Consider the following 23,135-nt stretch of genomic DNA (forward strand, 5'->3'; position numbering starts at 1 on the left):
TGTGCATCACATCCGGTCGCTCTTGTGGTGATGCTCACCTCAACGGTTTCCGTAGTCTTGATCAGCATCCGCAGCGCGGATGACTTCAGCTCCAAGCGGGGCGAGCCCACTCACTGGCTGGCACCACCCGGAGGCCGAGAAGTCCCTTGCCGAGCGTCTGTGCGTCGCGACGGACCAGGAGGAAGACTTCCGTTCCTATGTAGCGAGGAAGTATGACACCCATACCGCGACGCCGACGATCGCTCCTTCGAAGGCCTCTCCTGCCCGGCCCGGCCGCCCAGCGCCAGCCCGATCCTGGTCAGCAGATCCGTAAGCGTTGTGCTGCGCCGCTGATACCGCCCGGCCAGACCATCGGGTTGCTCAGCGAAGATCTTGCGCGGGCAAACAGAGTTCAGACAGCCGAACTTCTTCACCTGCGACTGGATTCGCGCCTCCCGGCCGCCGACGCTGCGATCGGCCAACTGACGGACGTACTGGCTGTGCACCCGATCGGACTCGCTGCCGCACTGCGGGCACGCCCCGGTCACCGAGCTGGTCCGCGCCTCGAACCGGACCGTCGACCCCCGCACCTCCACCCCGTCGATACAGACCCTGGCCAGATGCGGGAACAACACCCGCAGCACCGACTCCACACCACTCGCTATCACCAGCAGCTTCTACAGCGAAAATCACAGCAGCACTCCGAGACCGCTGCACAAGATCACCGAAGTGCGCCAGAGTCTTCGATCTCTCAGTGTGTCGATCACATAGCCTATGCCGCCGTCGGTGTCGGCGGTGACGTAGGCGGTGTGGGTGGTCGGGTCGATTCCCACCTCACCCGAACGGCCACGCACTACCCACGCCAGCATAAACTCTGCCTTCACAGTCGGTAAAAACCAGGGCAAGTACGAGTCGACCTGGGCTCCCACACCGGCTATATCGCCAACAAGGGTGATGGCACAGTGTCGGTAATCGAAGCCGCTCACTCCCCCACCGTCACTGCCACCATCCCTGTCGGTCACAGCCTAGCGGCTATGGGATCGACTGGGCCTCCCACACCGCCTACGTCACCAATAGGGCTGCTGGCACCGTGTTCGTGATCGACGGCGTCACCCACGCGGTCACCGAGCCATCCACGTCGGTCCTCTCCCAACTGCAGTGAAGATCGCCCCGGCTATCCACACCGGCTATATCGTCAACAGCAACATCACCTCTGACGCTCCGAGTGCGCTGCCGCAGGCACAGTGTCGATAATTGACACGACCAGCCACTCTGTCGCCGCCACCGTTGGTGGCTGGGGCCATGGGTATTGTCGTCGGGCGCATCGTCGTGTTCCAGTTTCCGAAAGTGCGGCGGCGCGGCGGTCGGCAGGGATGTCGACCAGCGCGCCGCTCGCGCAGGTGGTCACCCCACGTCTGTGGACATCGCCTCGATGAGCGACTTGGGGCGCATATCCACCCAATGCGTCTCCACGTACTCCAGACAGGACTTGCGGCTGGCGGGGCCGTAGACCATGGACCAGCCGCCCGGGACAACGGCAAAGACCGGCCATAGGGAGTGTTGGCCTTCCGGTTGATCAAGACGTAGAACTTGGCGTCGTCGTCGTCGAACGGGTTAATCATCTCGTTTCCTGCCTGCGTATTGGGTGGGAATGCTGCTATCTATAAGAAGTGCTGGTGCCAAACGTTTCGGGCGCGGCACCGGCAGAAGCGGTCTCGTCTCTACTCCGCGTTCCGAAAATGATCTTCTCGCCAGCGGCGTCGGTCGATTCGTCCGGCGCCGTGAACCAATGGGTGACCTCGCCCTCGGTAAGGTCGGTTTCCAAGTCACCGGTCGGCACGACGGACGGGGCGCCCGCGGCGGCGGAGGTCAGGAACTCCAGCAGCGGGGGGCGGCCGGACAGCGCGATGGTGTACGTGGTCGACGCGTAGTCGATCTCGTGCTCCTCGCGCACACGTTCGGCCTCATCCAGTGCCTCGGACTGGGTGATTGCGACCACCCCGTCCGCCGTGGTGACGACGAACGCCGGGTGCTCCTCGCCGAGCAGGGCGGACCCGGTCGGCGTACGAAACCGGGTGCGCAGCCGCATCGGCGATGTCCTGCTGCACGTGGGCGTCGTCGAGTGCCAGCCAGCGAATGCCGCTGTCGAGCACCGGCACGAGCTGATGCCGAACCCGGCGCCCACCACGGTCAGCTCCTCGGCGGTGAGGTCACCCGCGAACAGGCATGCCGCACCGGCCTTCTGCACCGCCCAAGCCGCAACGACCGCATACACCGAACGCGGCAGCGTCACCGCGACCACGTCGCCGGGTCCGGCGCCGCGGTCGATGAGCACCCGCGCGAGCTGCGAGAAGCGCCGATCCAGCGTGTGGAAGGCGACCTCGTCCTCGCCGGCCAGCAGCGCCTCAAGCATCTATACCTCCTCGTCGGAGTACAGGACGACCGACGCGCCGACGGTCCCGGCGGCGACCAGGCCGGTCACGACGGCGGAGGATCTCGGTTCGCCGCGGTAGGGAATCTCGGACTCGTAGGTGAGTTCGTCCCGGTCGCGCAATTGAGCGGCGGCAGTGGCGAGATCGTCGTAGTTGAGCGTCTGCTCCCCGACGAACGCTGCGTCGGTGCCGTGCAACGGGCGGGTGCGGTCGGCGTAGGTGACTGGGCGTGGTGATTCAGCGGCGATTTCGGCGACCACGGTGGGATCGTCGAGAGACAGCCAATCGATGGAGTCGGCCGAAGGTGAACCGCCGACGGTAAGGCCGATCTTGATCTCAACGTCGCCGGGCAGCCCCGTGTCGAGGGGGACGACGGCGGCGCTGTTGCTTGAGTGAGGGCGGGCGCACTTCGCCGACCGGGATGCCCGCTTCGGCTCCGTAGGAGGATGTTTCCTCGACCGCAGCGAACGTGCTGCCCTCGGCGCGCCGTTGGATCGCGGATCCTCGCGACGGGTTGATCCCTCCTGATCGACGCCGAGAGAATCCCGCACCGAGGAAGTCTCCGATCCTCCGACCGTCGATCGTCGGACGACGAAATCTGGAGTTTGGTGCTTCTGAACCAATCGAGCCCCGGACCGGTCTGCGCCGGTCCGGGGCTCGTTCGGGGGTATTCGCGCCTCTCCACCGATCGCTCAGTAGTTTGACGACACGAATGTACCTCGTTGGGCGGCATATAAGCGAATCGGCCGTATCCGCGGGCCCGCACCAGCCCGCATCGCGCCAACGCGGACTCCAATCCAATCGGTGTGCGATGAGATCCCCTGTGCGCTTGTGTCGCAGAGGCTCATTCGCAATGGCTCGCGATCGGATCGGTTCAATGCGAGTCTATGTGCGCCGCGTGCGGCATCAGGCGGGGTCGCTCCTCCCCTACCTTGAATTGACGCGTCCTCGACAGGACACCGACTCGTTGTCGACCACGTGGACGTGGATGCGAACCGACGCAGGACCGTGGGGAGCCGTCACATAATCTCCTGAGTCCGAGACATGCTGACGCATATCGGGACTTGGCCTTCGCTGCTCAATCAGGTTGCACCACAGTTCATTAGGATCGCTGGAACGTAGGGATTTCCCCCATGCCGACCGTACCGGGGGCATGAAAGATTGTCGACGGCGCAGCAGCCGTCCCTTAGTAGTCGTTGCGCGCTACGAGGAATCTGAACTGCCGCTTTGCCGGATTGGACACAACGATGAATCTCGACACTCTCTGCGGCGCTGATCGGTTCGGTGCTCGCTTCGTCGTTCGAACCATCACCACGCTGCGCCCGACAACACGGGTGGCGGTAGCGTGAATCCTCACCCTACCGTCTGCTCATCATCTCGATGTCTGCGGTGTCTGGTGAGAAACTCTACTGATCAGCGCATCCGCCACACGTCAACATCGAACGAGTGGCGGGCACCGTTGACTTCGTGGGATCTGTCTGCAGCATTGGCATCTTGGAGGGCGTGCGCTCTCACCACCGAGAGCTGGCGTCGAATCACCACGGTCATCTTCGTGTTGTTCACATTGCTGGTCTTTCCAGGGATCGTCGGCGCGGTTGCATACGCGCACACCGGAGGATCGTCGGCGAACGATGGATTGCGATGGATGAATATTCGTGATTCGTTCGGTGTACCCCTGTCGAGCTATTCGTTCGTCACCGACCGGGGCGGCCCCCTGAATCCGGGCGCTACCATCCTGTGGGCGATTCTCGGGCTGGAGTTCATCGGCTACATCACTATCGTAACCTCGGCGATCTGGCTGATCGGCTACGCGCTGAGCTTCCGCTGGATGGATTGGTTCGCGGCGGCCTTACGAGGCGTGGCGGATGCACTGACCGGGCAGATCGCGACGCCGATCATGCTGGTGACAGCAGCGGCTGTCGGCGCCTTCTTCGTCGCCTGGTTCATCGTGCGCGGATACCACGCCAAGGCCGCGGTGCAGGTCGTGACGATGATCGCGGTCGCAGCGCTCGGGCCGGTATACTTGGCCGAGCCTCTCTCGGAAGTGCTGTCCTCGCACGGCTTGCTGGCCCAGGGCCGCGATCTGGGCATTTCAGTGGCCGCGGGGTTGAACGGGCACAATAGTCCGAATCCCTCCCAATTGATCCCGGCGATGCAGGAAACGCTCGCCGATAATTTCGCACGGCTTCCCGTGCAGATGTGGAACTTCGGGCACGTGGTGGACGAGAGCCCGTCGTGCCGCGCCGCCTGGTCGGCAGGCATCCGGGCCGGCGACGACGACCGGATACGCAACGGCCTGAAAACGTGCGGCGACGCGGCCGCGCACGCCAAGACCACCGATCCGAGCATGGGCCAGGTGGGCACCGGCTTACTGCTGCTGCTGTGCGGTGGGATCCTGCTGGTGTTCGCAGCATATCTGGGCATCAAGGTCATGAAGGCGGCGATGGACGCGATCTACCACTGGTTCATGGCACTCTTCGGTTTCGCAGCAGGTGGATTCGTGTACGGGCCGACGCAGACGTTCTTGGTGCGCAATATCGTCGACGGCTTCGTCGCCGCGGCGCGAATGGCCGCCTACACCATCTTCATCGGCGTCTATGTCCTGTTCCTCGGCAACCTTTTTCAGCAGGCCCGAGGGGAAGTCATCGCGGTGATCATCGTCGCGGGCGCCATCGAGGTGATCGCGATATCCCAGCTACGTAAACTCCATCTGAGCCTGAGCAGGGGCAACGATTGGGTGGCAAGTCGCTTCGCGTCGGCGATCCAGGGACCCGCACGCTCGGGCGGTGGTGGCGGCCCAGCACTGGGGATGGGCGGAGCGCAGTCCAAATCCTCGATGCCCGCCGCTGCGCTGATCACCGGATTGTCCGCGCTCAACACTGTCAACATGTCCCCGGCCACCGCATGGCTGGCCGCGGCGACTCCGAACCCGTTCAGTCCGATGTCGCGCCGGAAGAAGCGGAAGGAGCTGGACAGCTTCGTCACCTCGCCGATGATGCGGCAGATGCACGAGTACAACGACTTCGCTCGGTCGAACTGGCGATTCAAAGCGGCCGGGAGGTTGCAGGGCGTGGAAGGTGGAATCACCTCGGCTCTCGGTGTCGCGAATGTTCTCGATGGTCTGGGCGACAGTAAAGTTCCGGATTCGATGATCGCCCCGATTCTGCGGGCGATGCATGCCACGGATCAGCAGGTGGTCGACGCCCAGCGGGCGCTGGCGGTCCAGAAAGCCAGCATGTCGCAGAATCCGTTCGGCTTCGCACCACTGCAGAAGGCCATCGCCGCGGCCTCAGCCGTGGAGAATCACGTGGGCATCGCCGCGCACCCGGCATTCGCGGCGCAGGCTGTCATCGCGGCCGACAACCTCGTACGCCACTCCACCGCGCCGATGAACCCGATACCCAACGACCATCCCCTCGTCCGACGGTTGTTCGAGCCGACGGCACCGACCGGAATCTCCCTGGTCGACGACGAGCATCGGCTGCGGGCCGAGATCAACGCTGACGATTGGCGCAATGCCGGACGAGACGTGCGCCAGCATATCGGCCGCCGCCTCGCAGTGGAGCACCAAGCGGCCGCGCAAACGTACTTCGGCGACCAAAATGACACGAATCGTCAGGCACTGATGCGATCGACAAGGCGGCTTTCGAATCTCGACGGAGTCACATCAGACGTGGGGCCAGTTCCGTGAGATCCGTAGGAGAATGTTCCGCAACGTACCCTGAGCGCACCACGAGATGCCGCTCGGCCGATCCGCACTGTGGCATATCGTGATGGATTCGGCATGAAACGGCTGCCGATCCTTCTCACTTTGTGCGCGCTGCAAGCAGCAAAGGAAACTTGCGATCTCGTGCACCCACCCGGGGGCGGAGGAGCGCTCGATTTCACTGCTGCGGATGCAGTATGTGGATAGTAGCGGTGCCGTTCGCGATCAATTGACCGGTGGCATCGGTAATCCGGCTCTCAGCGACGGCTGTACGCCGTCCGACGTGCATCCCGTTGGCCTCGCAGGTCAGCCGCGAGCCGTCGAGCATCACCAGCCGAATGAAGTTCACCTGCAATTCCAGCGTCGTATACGCCATGCCGTCGCCGAGTTTCGTGAAGACCGCGCTGCCCATCGCCGTGTCCATCAGGGTCGCCAGCACACCGCCGTGCACGGTGAACATGCCAGTGGTTGTGGCGAGGCTCGGGTCGAGGTGGTACCGGGTGTAGCCCTCATCCGCCACTTCCAGTCGAATGCCCAGCGACGCGCCGACGCCGAAATTATCACGTAAGCCGCGCTCGGAGGCCGCAGTCAGTCGGATTTTTGCCAAGCTGGGCGTCTCGTCCCGCGCCGGTGTGGCCACCGCGATGAACCGTCTCACTGGATTCTGACGACAACCTGTACCCAGGTTGCCGGTGTACAAGCCGTCCCTGTGTTTTTCGCCAGTGCGTTCGACTCGCTGTGGTTTCAGCTGAGTCGGCCTTTCGCGCGGGCCTTGGCCATGCCTTCGCGGCGACCATCCCCGGCGGCACCGAGAGTTCTTACGCCAGTGTCGCTTACCTGCTCGTGTTCGTCGTGCCCGGCCCATGAGAGTCGTCGATTTGCCCGTTCTACCGGCAGCAGCAGACGGGTCCTGATGCAAGTCTCCGAAGGTCATCGTTGGGTTCCCGGCTGGGGTCGGCGTCGCTTCTGCGGGCTGGTGATCCTCGGGTGCTCGGCGTCGTGCAGCTCCCGTTGCAGCGTGGCCACGGCGATGTCGAGGGCTCGTTCGCCGCGCTCCCGAGCCGCAGCGACGAACTCGCTGGCCTTGCTGATCTGGCTCAGCAGCGTGCGGCGGCGCTGCTGGTCGTCGGCGATACTGGTGCGCACTTCGTGCTTCAGGTCCTCTACACGCCGGCCGATCTCGTCGACGACCACCACCGGGGCCGTGCGATCGAGCCGTTCCAGCACTGCGAGGACACCCGCGATTCTTTCTTCCAAACCGGGCATTTTCATCCCCCTGGATCCAGGTAGCCAGTTCAGTCCTGACCTGACCTGACCTGACCTGACCTGACCTGAGAAGGGTAGTTGGTCGCCAACGCTGAGAAATGCCCAACGCATCGAAACTCATTCTGTCAGAGATGGATACAACTCTCTAGGTCGCCCTGCCCTGGGGGCCGGGTCCAAGCGGGGTGATCCGGCCTTCGAAGGTGATCGCGAATGCGTTGAGGGCGGACTTCCCCCTCATCGCCCATCGCGCCTTGCCGCGTCCGGTGGGGTCGAGGTATCGGGTCATCAGATAGAGGCATTTCAAGCGGCATGTTCGCTGGGGAAGTAACCTCGGGCGCGGATCGCACCCCGGCAGTATTGTGCCCGAACCCGTCCCCTGACAACCGACAGCTCGAGAGGAATCACCAGCTTCGCGAACGCCCGCGAGATGCCTTTCGACAGTCTTGGGACTGATGCACAGCTTCCGCCGCGATCTGCAGGAAAGCCGCCGGGGTGTTTGCTAGAAGGGGGACTGGACGGCGCAAAATAGGACGAAGTTCGGGTAGTCGTTGGTGGTTGGACAGGTGTATTCCAGCACCGATTACAGGCCAGTTCGGACACCGTTCCGCTGCCCGGCACGATGTGGCGTACAGACGAATCCCGACACCGAACCCAAGAACTCGGTTGGGGCATCCGACCCGACGGCCCCGACCTCGTGGTGCGGTGTTACCTGCACGGGTGTCGAAATTCGTCGGTATCGATTCGCACGAATCGGTCCTGTGTCGAGATCCGTCGGGACCCGGTGTCGCAGATGACCTATAGAGCCACTGCTGGTCGGCGGCGCCGGTCGGCCGCGGGGCCGAGGAGGCTCGGGAGGTCACGCATGGCTTGGGACGAGAGTTCGAAATAGCGGATCGGGGGTAGTGTGCATCCCGCTGGGATCACCATTACTCTCGTTTGATTTTATGAGTCGCCGACTGCGGAGATACGCTCGGCGCCGGGACGGAAGCTGAACCGTCGCCGGTCGAAGTCCCAGAATCGGTAGATCGGCCACTGCACAGTATGGGCCAACCAGGCGCCCACGATGGTGGCCCGATGCACTGGCCGCACTACGAACCCGTGATCTCGGATGGTACGCAAACCCATCAGCTGGAACTGCCACCAGCGACGTGGACTGGTACGCCGACGACGCGAGGAAGTCTGCGCACGCATATTCGTCAGCTGGTCGATCCGAAGCCCGCGCTTGACCAGACACAGTGCCAGGTCCAGGTCCTCGGCGACATCGGAGCGTACCTGCGTATGCTCCCGGACCTGTAACCACGCGTCACGACGCACAGCCATATTCGGCCCGTACATGTTGCCTACCTGGCCACCCAGCTTGCCGAAACGCAACAGCACCGCTTGACCGAACTTCAGGAAGAAGCCGACCGGCGAATCATGATAGGTGCACAACCCCGTCACTGCGGCGCTCTCGGGGTGTGCGGTCAAGAACTCGCGTATCGTGGAACCCCAATCGTCGGCGACGAGGGTGTCCGCATCGGTACGGGCAATGAACTCGCCCCGAGCCTTGTCGAATCCGGCGTTTCGCGCGGCCGGGATGCCTCGCACAGGCTCGTGGATCAGCTCCACCTTCGGATGAGCAGCGGCGAAACCTCGGACTATGCCGGGGGTGCCATCATCGCTGCCGTTGTCAACGACGATCACCTCGTCGACAGCCTCCTGCGCGATCAGCTGTATCAGGGCGTGTTCGATCACCGCGGCTTCGTTGAGCACAGGGACGACGACCGACAAAATCGTAGAGGAATCCAGATCTGTCTGCTTTCATTTGGATATATTCAGGTCGGAGCAGCGCGCCAACTTCCTCCCGATATCTCAGGACTCGTTCTCACGAACATCCACACCATCAGCACGATGTGATCGCGGCGAGCGGCCTCCGCTGACCTTCGGAACGTCGCTATTGACGAACTTCAGTCACGGACCGGCTCAAGATTGCACCGCGTCACCCGATTTTGGTATGAGGGAAATCCCTACGGTACGAGCCCGGGCTGACCGCCTGGTCCTATGAGCTCCTGACAGGTTCGTCCGGGTGGCGTTGACTCCTGTTGCAGTGCAGTATGTTTCGTCGTGGCGGCACCGTGGGTCGTGGATGACGAGTTGTGGGCAGTGATCGAACCGCTACTGCCGGTGCGGGCGCCGGGTACGCCGGGGCCGGCGCGGATGGACGACCGGCTGGTGTTGCAGGGGATCTTGTTCGTGCTGTTCACCGGGATCGGGTGGGAAGACCTGCCCCAGGAACTCGGATTCGGGTCCGGCATGACCTGTTGGCGGCGAGTGCGGGACTGGCAAGCGTCCGGGGTGTTCGAGGCGATGCACCAGGCGATGCTCGCCCACGCCAACAGCGCCGGGTTGATCGATTTCGACCGGGTCATCGCCGACGCCTCGCACGTGCGGGCGAAAATTAGGGGCGCCGCGACCGGTCCGAGCCCGGTCGACCGCCGTAAGACCGGCTCGAAACACCACATCCTTCCCTGCGGGAACGGGCTACCTCTCGCGGTCGCGCTGTCGGGTGCCAATGTCAACGACCACCTGATGCTGCCGGAGTTGCTCGACCGGGTCCGGCCGCTGCGCGGCAGAACGGGTCGGCCTCGCCACCGGATCAAGGCACTGATCGCGGACAAGGGCTACGACTATCCGCGCGTGTATGCCGAACTGCGGCAACGTCGTATCACCGGCTACATCCCCCGTCGCGGCACCCACGACAAGGTGACAGGGCGATGGATCGTCGAACAATCCCTTGCCCTGCTGCACCAGTACCGCCGCCTGGCCACCCGCTGGGAACGACGCACCGACATCCACCAAGGACTCCTCGACCTCGCCGCCGCCCTTATCTGCTGGCGAAGACTCCGCAACCGAACCAGGAGCTCTGAGCACCACAACCCGACTGCCGACACTAACGTAGAAGATCCACTCGAGCGCTGCGGCATCGCCGAGCGTGGCGTGATCTCAGAAAACCTGGCGCGTCAGTGAATGACAGGCTGTGGGCCTGCGTGTCGATTCGCGTGAACTGGATCGCGAACTCTCCCGATCAAGCGACTCGACAGCTTTGCCAACCTCACGACTCTCCTACACCTTCGCCTCGAACAACATGGGGAGATGCCTATCATCTTGCCGGCCATCTGACCGCAAATGTCCGCGGACATCAGCCGACGGCGATGGTGGATCCGCCCGTCGGCCGATACTCAGCAGTTCGGATCGCCTCTACGGAGCGCCATAGCGTTGTGAGTCCGGATTGTCGCTCCGGGGCGGATCTCGATCGCCATGTCCAGATCCCACTTCCGAGTCGGGCACGCCACGCGCGTGAGGGCTGTCGGCACTACACCTCCAGGCAGGGAGCCGGAGTGGGCGGCTCCACCGCTCGCCGGAGCTTTGCGGCACAAATTCCGAGAGCAGGCTTCGATCGGTGAACGAGGAGCCGAGGGAGGTCACGCCACCGTCATCGGTAACAGCTGATCATCAGATGTATGTATCGGACCAATCCGGCCGATGCCGAACCGGTCATTCGATCGCCTGTGCGAAAGGTCGGTCCAGGGAGTCGATTCGGCCAGACATCTGCGGCCCGAACCGCAGCGCGGATCCAACCGACAGCCTGTCGGAACAGCCAACTGGACGCCCCGTCGCGGCCGATTCCGACAGGCATGCGGCCTCGAGGTCGGCCGCAACCCAATGGAAAGCATTCGCGGGTCCTACCGAAGTTCGTCCGTCCCACGCGCATCAACTCACGGGTACCGAAGTAGGGAAATGCCTCATTACGCACGCCCACGCTCATACGGAAACCTTGTGTGTGGATGACAACGACGTCATCTGGACACCTGCCCCCGACAACGGCGTCGGGTGGTCGACAACGAGGTCGGCCCCTAGTCAGGCAGGCCCCCGACAAGCACCCAACTCACGAGAGAAGTAACCGACCAGCACCAACGACCTCTTCGTGACCGGTGACAACCGTTCAGCCTGATCTTTACGAGCGAGTCGCACGCCACCGCGGGCCGCCAAGGGCCTTCTGATCCGACCTTTGGTGTCGCAGGTGCGTTCTGTTGGATTGGACAACCACCGCACACAGCGGGACAAGACTCCTCGTGATCACCGCCCCCGAATCGGCGCCGGCACGGCGGCTCGGGGGCGGCCCCACTTCTGCTGATGCCGCCGGCGATCCGGAGCGTGCCTGCGACTTCGAACCCGATTCCACAGGAGCCAACCGGCGACAATGCTGTGTTGTATCGAAACCGCGCCGGACGATCGCCTACCCGTAGTCGCACGAAGCCGGAGGAACCGAACACCATGTACACCAACCTCTTCAGCGGGCTCGACTTGGTCGTCGCCCTCGACATACGCAACGTCGATGCGCACCTGAGCGGCGCCGTCGAGGGCTGCGTCGCGTGCGCTACCGTCTCCGGCCCGCCTAGCGCCTGCCCAGCCGCCCGGGCTGCCGAGCTTCGCCGCACCACCAAGCGCACGCCGCGCCGAACCCGTTGAACCGATCGAGAATCATCACCGGGTTCAGCAGACAGCAAGTCTCCAATGCCTGGCAGCCCGATTCTGGTGAACCACCGCGCCCGGACGCGCGCGGCACCGAGAAAGACGCGCAAACCCGCCAGCCTTCAAGGCCACATCGGCAAGCTGATCCACCAGCTACAGCGGCTCGAAACAGACACGCACACCGCCGTGATCGACCAGATCCGTTGGCGCATCGAACGGCTCGAAGACGAGTTCCCGACCTACCCTCTCGAGCTGTTCGCCCCCACCGGCGTGCCCACGTGCTGATCGCCCAGGCCCTCTGCGAAAAAGAGAATCGGTGAGCTCGTAGATCAGTGGGCTCGGCCGCGGTGAGCGCGAGCCTCGACGGGCTCTACCGAAAGATGTCCTGACGGGCCGAGAAAACCGTCGGCTGCAATGGCACAAGTTCCCAGATCACGAGCGGCATCGGGAACAAAACGACGAATTCGCGGTCGGGCTTCCTAGATGTTCAGTTCGCCGTCGTCCGAATGCATTCTACGGACTTCGTTCAAACTCTTTCGGGACGTCGAAGCGGATGCCGTAGTCGAATTCAACCCCGCTGACAGTCCGGCACGATTCCATCGCAGATTCCGTCGCACTCGGGTTCGCACTCATCGGCGAGACCCTGATCCGAGCAGGATGGGCGGGGGCATCGTGCCGGAATCCCCGTCCATGCGAACCGCGGCCGCATACGTCCGCAGAGTAAGGACTGCGCGGTAACTGATGATCGCGACCGCAGCATGGAGCGATCTTGGTCGCAACACCGATGACCTGATACCATTCTCAACCCAGCGCTATGTAATGACAATACTCGATCGGCATGTTCGGGTCTCCGGAGACAGCGACACTCCGTCACCAGCTGTCTGCACGCTCTGACGACCCGATACGAGCTATTGCACGCTGGCGAACGTCGGCAGGCGCCTGCGGCCGGTCAGCACCTCCGTAATCAAGTCGGTATAGGCGTCCAAGAGTTCGGCGAGGCGGCACCACGCCGCATGCACCGTTGGATCTCCAGGCCGAAGGTTGGCCAGTGTCTTGTCGGCCTCTACAGACGCGGCGGCGATTCGAGCTACTACCGATCCGAGCGTTTCGGTATGCAGGACAGCACCATTGCGATGCTGAGGAACATGCCGTTCCATCCACGAATCGATATGATGCACAACATCTACGCGACGCTCTTTGGCACAGTGCCGCTCCGGCTCGGCATCCGTGCGCTCGTACAGCTCTGCAAGTTCGCTAGCCCATCGCGCCATCGGATGATCGACCTCGCCGTTGCGACGGATCGCATGGACCAGTTCGCCAGCGGACGGCAGCACGTCACCCGACACCGCACCGCCGCGGGCCGGCGCACCGAATATTCTGAACTCCTGACGCTTTCGGAGAGAGGTGGTGCCGCTTTCCCGATCGCGCTCCTCGGATGTACTGCGACGCTCTGATCCAGGCGGCGGAGACAGCTGCGGATGCGGCAACCGTGTATTGCGGATGTGTCGGCCGACTACGTTCACACCGAACATGGAAACCTCCTCACAGACGGCCTCCGATAACGTACAGCTCGGAACCGCCCGGTATTCCAAGCATGGACTATTGCCAGCTATGGTAAATCTATAAACCCGTATCCTGTCGACACTATCGTAGGACTTTCCCCCATAGCCACTCCGTGGAAAGCGCGCCAAGATCGAGTCATCACCAACCCGCCGTGCGGAGATTGCTCGATACAGCCGAACCGCGACCATCGAGCCCTGCCCCACAGGGGCGAGGGCTGTAGTCATGTGCCCCGGCGAGGAGCAGGAACGCCGCACGCCAAATGCCCGTTCGCGGTACTCGAAAGGATGTCAACCTATTGAGCCAAGTTGGGGACGCCCATAGGATTTCGGGCATCACCGCACAGCTGGTGACCCCGTTTGCCGCCGACGCCACAATCGACACCGGCCCCATGCTTAGCATGATCGACAGGATTATCGGCGCAGGCGTGGATGCGATCGAACTACTCGGATCCGTCAGCGAGAGCCCGTATCTCGAACCAGCTGAATGGTGCCGGATAGCAGCGACCTGCACGGAGCACGTCGCGGGTCGAGTGCCTGTCGTCGTCGACGTCTCTCATGTCACCACGGCCAGCACAGTCCGGCGAGTACGTTTCGCCCAGCAGGCTGGCGTCACCGCGATCATGGTCACCCCCATCGCCTGCTGGCGCTTGAATGAAGGTGAGCTCCTGCGGCACTTCGCCACCGTCGCTGAATCCGCCGACGTTCCTGTGATGGTCGGCAACGATCCCCTCGCCACGGGCATCGATCTAACGCCAGACTTCCTCATAGACCTCGTCTTCGAAGTCGAAAACATCACCATGATCAAGGAAGCCGGTACCAGCCATCAGCGGATGCATCAATTCGCCGAACTCGCCGGGACCGCGGTTTCACTGTTCAGTGGCAATGATATGCAGTTACTCCACGCCTACCGCGCGGGCGCCACCGGGTGGTGCACCGCCGCACCAAATCTCGTCCCGGAGTCGGCGGTCCGCCTGTGGCGTCTTCTCGAATCCAACAGCCTGTATGCCGCCGTCAATCTCTTCTATCGCCTGATACCATTGTTCACCACCATTGCCGGGCATGCGAAGCCTGCCACCATCAAGTCGGGGCTGCGAACATTGGGCATCGATGCGGGCGACCCCAGGCTGCCGCAACAACCGCTCAGCAAAATGGCCGGTACAGAATTAGCAGAACTGATCACCGGGATGTGAATCCCGGTTCGCACAGCACTTACCACAGATCCGCAGAAACCGCAATCTCGCTCGACGAACCCTCTGTTACCTCGTGGACCCGCAGGGGCCTCGCAGGCAGCCGTCGGTAGCTCGCAAACGATGCGAGAACGACACCCGCATAGCATCCGGTTCACCAATGATGAGAAGCCGAGGCTGAATCCAACCGCAATAATCTGTATTCATGTTCAGGGCAGAGGAATTTTATGCGCTGCGCGCAGGGATCGCCCCCCGCATAGGGGCCGAGTCCGACAGCTCCACTAGTCATTTCGAGTTGCGACCACACCTTCTCGGACGATTGCGAGTGACCGGGTGCCGGATCGCTGCACGCAGTCCGCGCGAGCTCCGCGTAAATATCGGCGGGCGGGTGCCACGCGAAGTCTGGCACGATTCGATCACGGTATTCGGTCGGGTACCCACCGGCTTGCACGAAGTTTGGCTCACTCTAGCCGCACCTTCAGGTGAACAGCTCGGCTTTCCAGCCTATTTGAGTGTTCTCTTCGATGATTCGCCGAGAGCAACGATCGAACCCTGGATCGCCGAGGGTGGCGCGGCCTCACACGGGCAGCCGGCGGATAGTTTCGTCTACGTCGACAACTGCCTGTTCGGACTTATGGATGCGGACGCAGCCGACGACGCAGACGCGGACGAGGTAGTTGCGGCAGTGGGCGAACACCTCGTCCACACGCAGACTCCGGCGTGTGTCGCACCGCTCTCCGACCCGGAACTCGGCGACTACGTGGTCGTCTGCCGGGTGAGGAATGGGATCTACCCCGTCTTAGCAACGCGAAACACGCGTCGGGAAGTCACCGGCCTGCACATAGATTTCGCGATTGTGGGTCCACGAAGCCGGAAGGATTGGTGGAAGGCACGGCACATACACGCACATCCGTGACCGCCGATGCCGAGCCGACTTTCAGAGGCCCTGGCCGGACAGGTGCTGCGCGGCGCCACCTGCGGTCGATCGACCAGTCCGTTCAGGTCGGGCCCGCAACGGATTCACTCACATGCGTACACCCATTGCGACAAGCCCCCGGCCAGTAGTTGCCGCTTCCAGATCGGTACGTCGAATTTTATCCGCTCGACCAAGTCCGCGCACGTCGCGAAAGCCTCGGCTCGGTGGGCGGCGGCAACGGCTACCACGACGGCGAGATCGCCGATGGTGAGATCGCCGATGCGATGCACTGCGGCGACAGGTAATCCGCTGGACCCGGCGACATCGGCGCAGACGGCATGCAAAAACCGCTCGGCCTCGGGATGCGCGGAATACTCGAGGGCCGCAACACGGTGTCCACGATCATGGTCGCGCACCTTCCCGACGAAGACCGCTACCGCACCGAAATTCGGTCCAGCGACGGCCGATTCGACACTCCAAGGATCGAGAACAGAATCGCTCATACGCGCAAGTCGAACGCCCGACTTCGCCGTCGGCACAGCTTCGTGGTTCTGATCAGCTGAATGTATTTCTGACTGTGTCACTTTATTCCGAACTCCCGGTCGTCCTTCTCGATTATCCGCACGCCACAGAGAGCTGCCGACGGGTCGACCGCCTTCACCATGTCGTGCAGTGTCACTCCGGCGATGGCCGCCGCCGTCAGTGCCTCCATCTCGACTCCGGTGGACCCAACATTCCGAACAGATGTCCGGATCGTGATCTCGGTATCGGTGAAGCCGAAATCTATCCTAACCGAGGACAAAGCCACCTGATGGCAGAGCGGTATCAGTTCAGAAGCCTTCTTGGCCCCAGCAATTCCGGCGATACGAGCCGTGGACAGCACATCCGCTTTTGGTAAATTGTCGGCTCGAACCAGCGACACAACCTGCGCGGTGGTTTGCAAACGACCGACAGCGACCGCAACACGCACGGTGTCGTTCTCACTGCTCGGTTCGGCCATCCCCGCGGCACCTTCCCGGTCGACGTAAGACAAGTCGGCCATACACGTCAGCATATCCGCGTACCCGACCCGAGAAATCGAGCACACTTCCCAACGACGGCAATATTCCGATGCGCCGCTCTCCCGGCTGTCAGCCGAGTGGCCGACAGGCAAAACGCGGCTTATCGAAAATTCCCAACAGTGGGGAGCATTCAATTGCAGGCTACTGGCCAGCGAAGATAATTACTACATGAGTCCGGTCGAGCTGGGGATACCCGCTACCAGAGCTGGCCGCCCCTCCATCGACGGGCGCCCCGATACGCCATATCTCGCGGACCGCTTCGGTCGAATAGCACGAGACCTGCGCGTGTCCATTACCGAGAAATGTTCTCTGCGTTGCACGTACTGCATGCCAGAGGAAGGCCTACCGCCGATTCCGAAGGGTGAGCTGCTATCCGTCGACGAGATCGTCCGGCTCGTCGCGTTGGCTGTGCACGAGCTCGGGGTACACGAGGTGCGTTTCACAGGTGGCGAGCCTTTGATGCGGCGCGATCTCGAGCAGATAATCGGCGGCTGTCACAACGCTGTTCCCGAAACGCCTCTGGCAATGACGACCAACGGCGTCGGATTGGAGCATCGCGCACGTGGCCTGGCCGCGGCCGGGCTCAGCCGCATCAACGTTTCCCTCGATACCCTTGACCGCGATGGTTTCGCAAAACTGACACGCCGGGACCGGCTGGACTCGGCCCTCGCGGGAATACGTGCTGCGCGTGCGGCCGGTCTGACTCCGGTCAAAGTGAACGCAGTACTCATGCGCACCACCCTCGCCGGCGCTCCCGACCTCCTGAACTGGTGCCTCAACGAAGGATGCGAACTTCGATTCATCGAAGAGATGCCACTGGACGCCGACCGCGAATGGGTACGAAGGAACATGGTTTCCGCCGCCGAGTTGCTCGACATCCTGGGCGGCCGGTTCACCCTCACCCGTTCGGGTCGCCCGGATCCCGCGTCGCCCGCCGAGCTATGGCTGGTCGACGGTGGGCCTGCGACGGTCGGCGTCATCGCGACCGTCACCCGCAATTTCTGTAGTACCTGTGATCGCACTCGGCTCACAGCAGAGGGAAGGGTGCGATCCTGCCTGTTCAGCGACCAAGAATACGACTTACGCCAGCTACTGCGATCCGGCGCAGGCGACGCCGAGATTGCCGCAGTCTGGCGAGGTGCGATGTGGAACAAATGGGCGGGGCACCGTATCAACGCTGACGATTTCGTCCCGCCACAGCGCACGATGGGAGCCATCGGTGGTTGAAGTCCGTTATTTCGCCTCGATCGCCGAAGTAGTCGGCAAGGATCGCGAGCTGGTCGACCTGCCCGCCGGATCCACCCTGGCCGACCTGCGGAAGCTACTGTTCGACGCATATGGAGAGAAACTTGACAAGTTATTGTCGGTTTGCGCATATGTCGTCGGTGACGAGCTGACCCGTGACCTGGAAACCGGCGTTACTCCCCGCGTCGATGTCTTGCCGCCGTTTGCGGGAGGGTAAGACAGACAGTCCCCCCGGCCGAGTCGCACCACATACAGCGAGTTGTGTGGCAAGAAGGGGGCTCGGCCGACACTGAACGAGCGCTGGACAGAGAACCGCCACTACCGCTCGGATTGCAAAATCGACTTTTGCGCTGACAACCTCGACCTACGTACCTCGGGCTCCACGCAGCACTATCCCGATCTGACGCCGGATAGTAGCCAGCTGGAGATCAGTGCTGTCGACTTTCTGGGCGGCCAAGCCGATGGCGACGGTCAGAAGGAAATCCGCGGTAGCCTCAGCTCGCGACGGGTGACAACTGGTTACGTTGGTCAGCAACTCGGACAAGGCCTCGCGCAGGCGTTCTCGTCTCTCACTCGTGTCGATCGCGTACGGGTGATCAACGGTCGCGACCTCATTGTAGAGCCGCACCCAGCCAGTTCGCGTCGTACCAACATATGTCCAGATCGCAAGCGTGTCGATGAGATGGTCGATATCCCGCGGCTGATGGCGCCGCACCCTGTCAACGGCTCGATGACACATGTCCTCCGCGACATCCGTGGCGAGAAGGCGCTTGATCGGATACAGCCGTTGAACGGTTTTTCGGGGGAAACCGGCGCGATCGGCAACCATATCGATCGTTGTCTGCTGCAACCCCCCATCGAGAAAGAGTTCCGTTGCGGCGTCCAGCACCCGCCGACGATCGGAACGTGAACGGCGTACGCGCATCGTGGATGCCATCAGGGTATCTACCTATCTGGTTCAGGTTTCGCAATCCTGCATAGACGCAACTGCACTGAAGCGTCCGAACACGTTTCGCGCACGGTTGTATTTCAATGGACATCGGATCAACTCTTTCGCAACAGGCATTATCCCGTAAGTGAGCATTCCGCCCTGGGCGCCGCCGGAACTTCGCTGCGGTCCGATCGATCGGCTAGACGTCAACAGGTCAAGCTGGTGAATCACCGACGATATCCGGCGCCAAACTCGACACCGCACCCATGATCTCTTCCACGATCATGCTGGGCAGACCTGCCCCCGCAAGCGAATCCGCCAGCCGAGCGGCCACGAGTTCGAAGTGACGCATGGTTATTCCTTTGCCTTGGTGAACACGGCGCAACGGAGCGCCTACGTAGGGATCGGGGCCGCCGAGCACCGCAGCGAAGAACTCCGCTTGCCGCCCTTGGAGCCGGGACATATTGGTGCCGGTGAAGAATCCAGCCAACTCGTCGTCTGCGAGGACACGACGATAGAAGTCTGCGACGATGGCCTCGATGGCCTCGGCTCCGCCGATCCGGTCGTAAATAGTGCTCATTGCAAAATCCCTTTATCGGTACACGAGTCCGCCGCGGTGGCATTGAAAGAACGAAGGTTCGATGGCGCTGTATCGCAACACTTCTCAGTGCCAACCATCACAAGCCTTTGCGAGATAACTCCGCCTGCTCGGCGAACGCTGGTGACCGACCCGCTCGACGCACCGCCCGCACGGACAACTTTTCATTGGCACCATCAACAACCGCATCAGGCCGACCGATCATGGCATCGACCTTGTGCATAGGCGCGTAGAGCAAGCTGCTATGAAGCCGCTTGCCACTGCACTGAAACCTGCCGCGGGGCCTCTCGGGCGAACAGTAGTCATCCACAATTCGACCCTGCCATGCCCGCGAGGGGGACGATATGGGGGAAATGCCTACGCTCACCGGCTCTCGGTACCCACGCTTGAGCGCCGAGCCATAAGCTAACGCCGCGAGTATCCACAGCTGGGAAGGTCTCAGTACCAGCATTTCTCGCGTGAGCGTGCAAGTCTGGAGCGCATGAGCGAGTTATCGCATGTAGATGGGGACGGTCGCGCCCGTATGGTCGATGTGAGTGCCAAAACCGACACCGCACGGACCGCGGTCGCAGCAAGTGAGTTCCGGACCACCTCAGAAGCCGTCGCGCTGCTGAGCGCCGGGAATGCACGGTCATCTGAAATTCTCGCGACAGCGCGGATTGCCGGCATCATGGCTGCGAAGCGCACTGCGGAGTTGATTCCACTCTGTCACCAAATGGCCCTGTCGGCAGTGACGGTGGAGTTCGATTTTCGTGAGACCGTGGTCGCGATAGAAGCGACAGCGAAGACGCGCGGTCCCACGGGAGTGGAGATGGAGGCGCTCACAGCTGTCACGGTGGCGGGACTGAATTTGAGTTACATGCTGAAAGCCATCGACCCCGCAGCAACTCTGGATACCGTCCGACTACTCACAAAGAACGGGGGGAAGTCCGGCAACTGGGTCCGGAACGATCCTGCCGCGGTGTCGAAGGTGCCGCACTCCAGCCTTATTCAACTGCACCATGCCGGTTCGAGAGCCTTACCGCTGCATGACAACTCAGCGGAATGACCCCGCGAGCGTGTAGTAACTGCGGCAAAGTGGAGGCCCGATGTTCGTGACGTGTCGGAAGTACCTGCCGATCAGCGCTATTCCGGCACCGCATCGGTGCGTATGCTCCGCCTCAGTATCCTGCATCCCGGACACTGACCACAGTCCCGCAAGCTGCGCGCATTCTGCAAACTCGATCCTGCACATATGCCTCGCCCATGAGCGGGACATCTATGAAGTAGGTCTGGCTGGTGAAGCTCAGAATTTTGACCAAGACAATCCTGCCTCGGGCAGCATGCCGATTTCACGACCACCGACCGGTGCCGATCGTGGAGCCTCGGGTGCTCGTCTGGGCCGCCGACCGGTGTATAGCGGCCGAAGTCCTGTAGCGGGAGCACAGCCTGCCCGCGTGCTTCCACTACTCATGGCCGTCGAGCACTGACGCGTCATCGCAAAGCCTGCCACTTGAGCATTCGCATGTCTTGATTCCGATTTGGCGCGAACTGTGGTCAATTGGAGTGTTCGTTTGTGTGTGGCCGATGAGTTGGGCCAGTTGGATGCTGGTGCTGTGGTCGAGTGGTAGTTGGGGCAGTCTTGGGTCGCCGACGTCGAGGCCGAGGGTGCGTAGGCCGGATTTGATGGTGGCGGGGGCGCCGTATTCATCGATCGTGGCCAGTAGCGGTGCGAGGTGGTCGAACAGTTCGGCGGCGGCCAGGACGTGTCCGGTATTCAGTAGCTGCCAGACGCGCACGATCTGTTCGGGTAGCAGGCAGACTGCGGCAGTAGACCATCCGGCGGCGCCGGCGTTGGCGGCATGCAGGGTGTGGAGGTCGCTGCCGTTGAATACGGTCACTGCGCCGCCGCTGAGTTCGCTGATGCGGCCGATTCGACCGATCAGGCCGCTGGACTCCTCGACCATCGTGATGGTCTCGACGTCCGCGGCGAGGTCGGTGAGGAATTCGGGAGGCATGTCGACGCCAGTGATTGCTGGGTCGTTACCGATCATCATCGGCAAGCCGACGAATTCGGCGATGGTCGCGAAGTGCAGTCTCAGTTCGTTGCCGCTGAGCCGCCAGCACGACACCGGCTTCACCATGATCGCGGTCGCGTTGAGTCGCTCGGCGAATCGGGCACGTTCGATAACGCCCGCAGTGGTGACATCGGAGACATCGACGATGCAGGACACCCGCCCATCGATGTGCTCGAGGCATATCGCCGCGGCGCGGCGCCATTCGGTCCGGCCGAGATAAGCGCTCTCGCCACTGTCACCGAACGGCATGAAGGCATCGACACCCGCGTCGATCATCCGGTTCACGAGCCTGCGCAGCGTGGCGGCGTCGACGCCGAAGTCGGGCGCGAACGGGGTCACCAACCGCGCTACGATCCCCGAGATCGCTTTGTGCGCCAGTCTCTCACCCATGCAGATCACGTCCGTTCGGCCACGTCGGATGATTCCCGCGCGGTACACGCATCCTCATCCCGGAGCGCTGCGGCGCGTTACACCAGCCACACTCCCACGCCCCCCACACCAGCGGCATGGGGGAAATGCCTACGCATCAATCCAACAACCCAGCGCTGTTGCGTTGGATGCCCGGTACACCACCGCGCAAGGCTCATCGCGTGGCATCGAGCGGCACTCCCTACCGGTGTAGCCGATCCACCGGTCCCCACGCACGTACCGCAACCGCTGCGGGCCCGGCAGCATCGCGATCGGGCGCGCCGAGGAATGCAGATGCGACAGGTCCCGTTCGTCGATCACCACTGCTCGATCTCCTCGAACGGCGCCACCGGCGCGGCCGCCGAATCGGCGGGCGGTGATGGCAGGACCGGGATCCGCGCCCTTGCGGGGCCGGGTGTTGTTGTTGCGGCGCTGTTTGTCGCGGCGGGCCTTGCGGCTGGCCGCGGTGGCGGTGTCGGTGATGTGGCGCATCTGTTCGACCATCGCGAACAGCGCGTTCTCGTCGACTTCGGCGCGGCCTTGCTCGCGCAGCCGGGCCACCGCTGCGGTCTGCTCCCACACGCTGATCGCCGGACGTGACCACGTCCGGTACGGCACCTCGAGGTATTCACCGGTGTCCGGGTGTAGGGCCCAGATGCGGGAGATGTCGCGCGGGTCGCGCCGCAGTACGAACTTGCCGAGCAGCTCCCGGCGCGCGATCAGCGGCTTCAGCGCGTCGCAATAGTATTGGACGTGGTCGAGCCGGAAACCGCTGCGGGTCAGCGACCGCCGCTCCACCGGCAGGAAATCGACTCATCTGCGGTGACCACGGCGCGGTCCACGGCTTTGGCCGTATCCTCGGACATACCGATGCTCTCTCGTGCACACGACTTCGAACGAAAAGCACGGTAGTGCAGACGAGTTCGCGACACGCCGATGTTCGAAGTCCACTGCAAACAGAGCCGAACCCCCAGGACAATGGTGCAAAGGAGTTCGAACATTGACATTCCTGTCGGTTTCCGAAGTCGACTTCAGTGATGTTCGAAGTCATGTTCAGGGTGCGAGTTCCCGCGAGATTGTCAGTGGTTTGAACTGGGGTTTTCTCAGTACATGTCAGTAGATTTTCCCGCTCGATGTCAGTAGGGTCGATCGCGACGACCTGGCCACCATCACCCCTACATTCAGCACACCATCCGCCGCCGGGGTGACCTCGTGCTCAACCTCACCCCACCCGAGCAAGCGCCCGCGACCCGGCTGGATGCTGGATCTGGAGCC

The 23,135-nt window shown here is 62.6% G+C and carries 19 protein-coding genes and 6 pseudogenes; 9 read left to right on the top strand and 16 right to left on the bottom strand.

The features are described 5' to 3' along the window. Positions 1–110: 110 nt before the first annotated feature. From ABZW96_RS33065 to ABZW96_RS33085, 5 genes and pseudogenes are all read right to left on the bottom strand, one after another. Entirely contained in the window at positions 111–647 is a 537-nt protein-coding gene (locus ABZW96_RS33065; RefSeq protein WP_355080193.1) for a transposase family protein, read from the bottom strand. Positions 648–668: 21 nt separating this feature from the next. Beyond that, on the bottom strand, positions 669–965 hold the full coding sequence (locus tag ABZW96_RS33070) for a hypothetical protein (protein WP_355080195.1): 297 nt from the start codon (positions 963–965) through the stop codon (positions 669–671). A 418-nt stretch (positions 966–1,383) separates the two neighbouring features. Then, positions 1,384–1,601, bottom strand: a pseudogene (locus ABZW96_RS33075) (MbtH family protein). A 35-nt stretch (positions 1,602–1,636) separates the two neighbouring features. Then, on the bottom strand, positions 1,637–2,392 hold the full coding sequence (locus tag ABZW96_RS33080) for an AMP-binding protein (protein WP_355080196.1): 756 nt from the start codon (positions 2,390–2,392) through the stop codon (positions 1,637–1,639). Beyond that, the gene (locus tag ABZW96_RS33085; RefSeq protein WP_355080198.1) at positions 2,393–2,671 is read right to left on the bottom strand and encodes a hypothetical protein; all 279 of its coding nucleotides are present in this window, start codon (positions 2,669–2,671) and stop codon (positions 2,393–2,395) included. It lies immediately after the preceding gene. A gap of 1,085 nt (positions 2,672–3,756) precedes the next feature. Here ABZW96_RS33085 and ABZW96_RS33090 point away from each other — a divergent pair. Beyond that, positions 3,757–6,102: a hypothetical protein gene (locus ABZW96_RS33090; RefSeq protein ID WP_355080199.1), complete on the top strand. Its 2,346-nt coding sequence runs from the start codon at positions 3,757–3,759 to the stop codon at positions 6,100–6,102. A 193-nt stretch (positions 6,103–6,295) separates the two neighbouring features. On the opposite strand, the gene ABZW96_RS33095 is transcribed toward ABZW96_RS33090, so the two are convergent. The 4 genes and pseudogenes from ABZW96_RS33095 to ABZW96_RS33110 form a co-directional block, all read right to left on the bottom strand. Beyond that, entirely contained in the window at positions 6,296–6,757 is a 462-nt protein-coding gene (locus ABZW96_RS33095) for a PaaI family thioesterase (protein WP_355080201.1), read from the bottom strand. A gap of 290 nt (positions 6,758–7,047) precedes the next feature. Next, positions 7,048–7,374, bottom strand: coding sequence for a hypothetical protein (locus ABZW96_RS33100; protein ID WP_355080202.1), 327 nt, complete (start codon positions 7,372–7,374; stop codon positions 7,048–7,050). A gap of 154 nt (positions 7,375–7,528) precedes the next feature. Next, positions 7,529–7,746 (bottom strand): annotated as a pseudogene (locus ABZW96_RS33105) (hypothetical protein); the annotation flags it as partial. 579 nt (positions 7,747–8,325) lie between these two features. Next, positions 8,326–9,153: a glycosyltransferase family 2 protein gene (locus ABZW96_RS33110; RefSeq protein ID WP_355080204.1), complete on the bottom strand. Its 828-nt coding sequence runs from the start codon at positions 9,151–9,153 to the stop codon at positions 8,326–8,328. Positions 9,154–9,486: 333 nt separating this feature from the next. Here ABZW96_RS33110 and ABZW96_RS33115 point away from each other — a divergent pair. The 3 genes and pseudogenes from ABZW96_RS33115 to ABZW96_RS33125 all read left to right on the top strand — a co-directional run. Next, positions 9,487–10,260, top strand: a pseudogene (locus ABZW96_RS33115) (IS5 family transposase); the annotation flags it as partial. Positions 10,261–11,697: 1,437 nt separating this feature from the next. Beyond that, positions 11,698–11,892 (top strand): hypothetical protein, encoded by a 195-nt coding sequence (locus ABZW96_RS33120; RefSeq protein WP_355080205.1) that lies wholly within the window; start codon positions 11,698–11,700, stop codon positions 11,890–11,892. 45 nt (positions 11,893–11,937) lie between these two features. After that, on the top strand, positions 11,938–12,180 hold the full coding sequence (locus tag ABZW96_RS33125; protein ID WP_355080207.1) for a hypothetical protein: 243 nt from the start codon (positions 11,938–11,940) through the stop codon (positions 12,178–12,180). 623 nt (positions 12,181–12,803) lie between these two features. On the opposite strand, the gene ABZW96_RS33130 is transcribed toward ABZW96_RS33125, so the two are convergent. Next, complete coding sequence (locus tag ABZW96_RS33130) at positions 12,804–13,427, bottom strand: DUF4254 domain-containing protein (RefSeq protein WP_355080209.1); 624 nt, start codon at positions 13,425–13,427, stop codon at positions 12,804–12,806. 326 nt (positions 13,428–13,753) lie between these two features. Between ABZW96_RS33130 and ABZW96_RS33135 the strand changes: the two genes are divergently transcribed. Together ABZW96_RS33135 and ABZW96_RS33140 are read left to right on the top strand one after the other, a co-directional pair. Continuing rightward, positions 13,754–14,647 carry a dihydrodipicolinate synthase family protein gene (locus tag ABZW96_RS33135; protein WP_355080211.1) on the top strand — a complete coding sequence of 298 codons (894 nt, stop codon included), beginning with the start codon at positions 13,754–13,756 and terminating at the stop codon, positions 14,645–14,647. 202 nt (positions 14,648–14,849) lie between these two features. Beyond that, positions 14,850–15,560 carry a hypothetical protein gene (locus ABZW96_RS33140; RefSeq protein WP_355080212.1) on the top strand — a complete coding sequence of 237 codons (711 nt, stop codon included), beginning with the start codon at positions 14,850–14,852 and terminating at the stop codon, positions 15,558–15,560. Positions 15,561–15,664: 104 nt separating this feature from the next. Here the strand turns inward: ABZW96_RS33140 and ABZW96_RS33145 are convergent, their stop codons facing one another. Then, entirely contained in the window at positions 15,665–16,063 is a 399-nt protein-coding gene (locus ABZW96_RS33145; RefSeq protein ID WP_355080214.1) for a molybdenum cofactor biosynthesis protein MoaE, read from the bottom strand. 101 nt (positions 16,064–16,164) lie between these two features. After that, positions 16,165–16,602, bottom strand: a pseudogene (moaC, locus tag ABZW96_RS33150) (cyclic pyranopterin monophosphate synthase MoaC); the annotation flags it as partial. A 187-nt stretch (positions 16,603–16,789) separates the two neighbouring features. Here moaC (ABZW96_RS33150) and moaA point away from each other — a divergent pair. Then, positions 16,790–17,848, top strand: coding sequence for a GTP 3',8-cyclase MoaA (gene moaA / locus ABZW96_RS33155; protein ID WP_355080216.1), 1,059 nt, complete (start codon positions 16,790–16,792; stop codon positions 17,846–17,848). Further along, a complete protein-coding gene (locus ABZW96_RS33160; RefSeq protein ID WP_355080217.1) occupies positions 17,841–18,083 on the top strand; it encodes a MoaD/ThiS family protein in 243 nt (80 codons plus the stop codon). Before moaA ends, ABZW96_RS33160 begins: the two co-directional genes overlap by 8 nt. Before the next feature lie 147 nt (positions 18,084–18,230). On the opposite strand, the gene ABZW96_RS33165 is transcribed toward ABZW96_RS33160, so the two are convergent. Both ABZW96_RS33165 and ABZW96_RS33170 read right to left on the bottom strand, forming a co-directional pair. Next, positions 18,231–18,803, bottom strand: coding sequence for a TetR/AcrR family transcriptional regulator (locus tag ABZW96_RS33165; protein ID WP_355080219.1), 573 nt, complete (start codon positions 18,801–18,803; stop codon positions 18,231–18,233). A gap of 208 nt (positions 18,804–19,011) precedes the next feature. Then, positions 19,012–19,377 carry a group 1 truncated hemoglobin gene (locus ABZW96_RS33170; RefSeq protein WP_355080220.1) on the bottom strand — a complete coding sequence of 122 codons (366 nt, stop codon included), beginning with the start codon at positions 19,375–19,377 and terminating at the stop codon, positions 19,012–19,014. Positions 19,378–19,876: 499 nt separating this feature from the next. Here ABZW96_RS33170 and moaC (ABZW96_RS33175) point away from each other — a divergent pair. Next, positions 19,877–20,344: pseudogene (moaC, locus tag ABZW96_RS33175) on the top strand (cyclic pyranopterin monophosphate synthase MoaC); the annotation flags it as partial. A gap of 496 nt (positions 20,345–20,840) precedes the next feature. Here the strand turns inward: moaC (ABZW96_RS33175) and ABZW96_RS33180 are convergent. Both ABZW96_RS33180 and ABZW96_RS33185 read right to left on the bottom strand, forming a co-directional pair. Beyond that, a complete protein-coding gene (locus tag ABZW96_RS33180; RefSeq protein ID WP_355080235.1) occupies positions 20,841–21,842 on the bottom strand; it encodes a dihydrodipicolinate synthase family protein in 1,002 nt (333 codons plus the stop codon). A 335-nt stretch (positions 21,843–22,177) separates the two neighbouring features. Beyond that, positions 22,178–22,673: pseudogene (locus ABZW96_RS33185) on the bottom strand (Mu transposase C-terminal domain-containing protein); the annotation flags it as partial. Positions 22,674–23,135: the final 462 nt, after the last annotated feature.

Origin of the sequence: Nocardia sp. NPDC004168 (genome assembly GCF_040610355.1) — a bacterium.
GTDB classification, from domain to species: domain Bacteria; phylum Actinomycetota; class Actinomycetes; order Mycobacteriales; family Mycobacteriaceae; genus Nocardia; species Nocardia sichangensis.

Excerpts from the sequence above, each read along its gene's own strand:
- ABZW96_RS33080 (WP_355080196.1), bottom strand. The coding sequence starts at position 2,392 with ATGCTTGAGGCGCTGCTGGCCGGCGAGGACGAGGTCGCCTTCCACACG.
- ABZW96_RS33120 (WP_355080205.1), top strand. The coding sequence starts at position 11,698 with ATGTACACCAACCTCTTCAGCGGGCTCGACTTGGTCGTCGCCCTCGAC.
- ABZW96_RS33125 (WP_355080207.1), top strand. The coding sequence starts at position 11,938 with ATGCCTGGCAGCCCGATTCTGGTGAACCACCGCGCCCGGACGCGCGCG.
- ABZW96_RS33130 (WP_355080209.1), bottom strand. The coding sequence starts at position 13,427 with ATGTTCGGTGTGAACGTAGTCGGCCGACACATCCGCAATACACGGTTG.
- ABZW96_RS33140 (WP_355080212.1), top strand. The coding sequence starts at position 14,850 with ATGTTCAGGGCAGAGGAATTTTATGCGCTGCGCGCAGGGATCGCCCCC.
- ABZW96_RS33145 (WP_355080214.1), bottom strand. The coding sequence starts at position 16,063 with ATGAGCGATTCTGTTCTCGATCCTTGGAGTGTCGAATCGGCCGTCGCT.
- moaA (WP_355080216.1), top strand. The coding sequence starts at position 16,790 with ATGAGTCCGGTCGAGCTGGGGATACCCGCTACCAGAGCTGGCCGCCCC.
- ABZW96_RS33165 (WP_355080219.1), bottom strand. The coding sequence starts at position 18,803 with ATGGCATCCACGATGCGCGTACGCCGTTCACGTTCCGATCGTCGGCGG.
- ABZW96_RS33170 (WP_355080220.1), bottom strand. The coding sequence starts at position 19,377 with ATGAGCACTATTTACGACCGGATCGGCGGAGCCGAGGCCATCGAGGCC.
- ABZW96_RS33180 (WP_355080235.1), bottom strand. The coding sequence starts at position 21,842 with ATGGGTGAGAGACTGGCGCACAAAGCGATCTCGGGGATCGTAGCGCGG.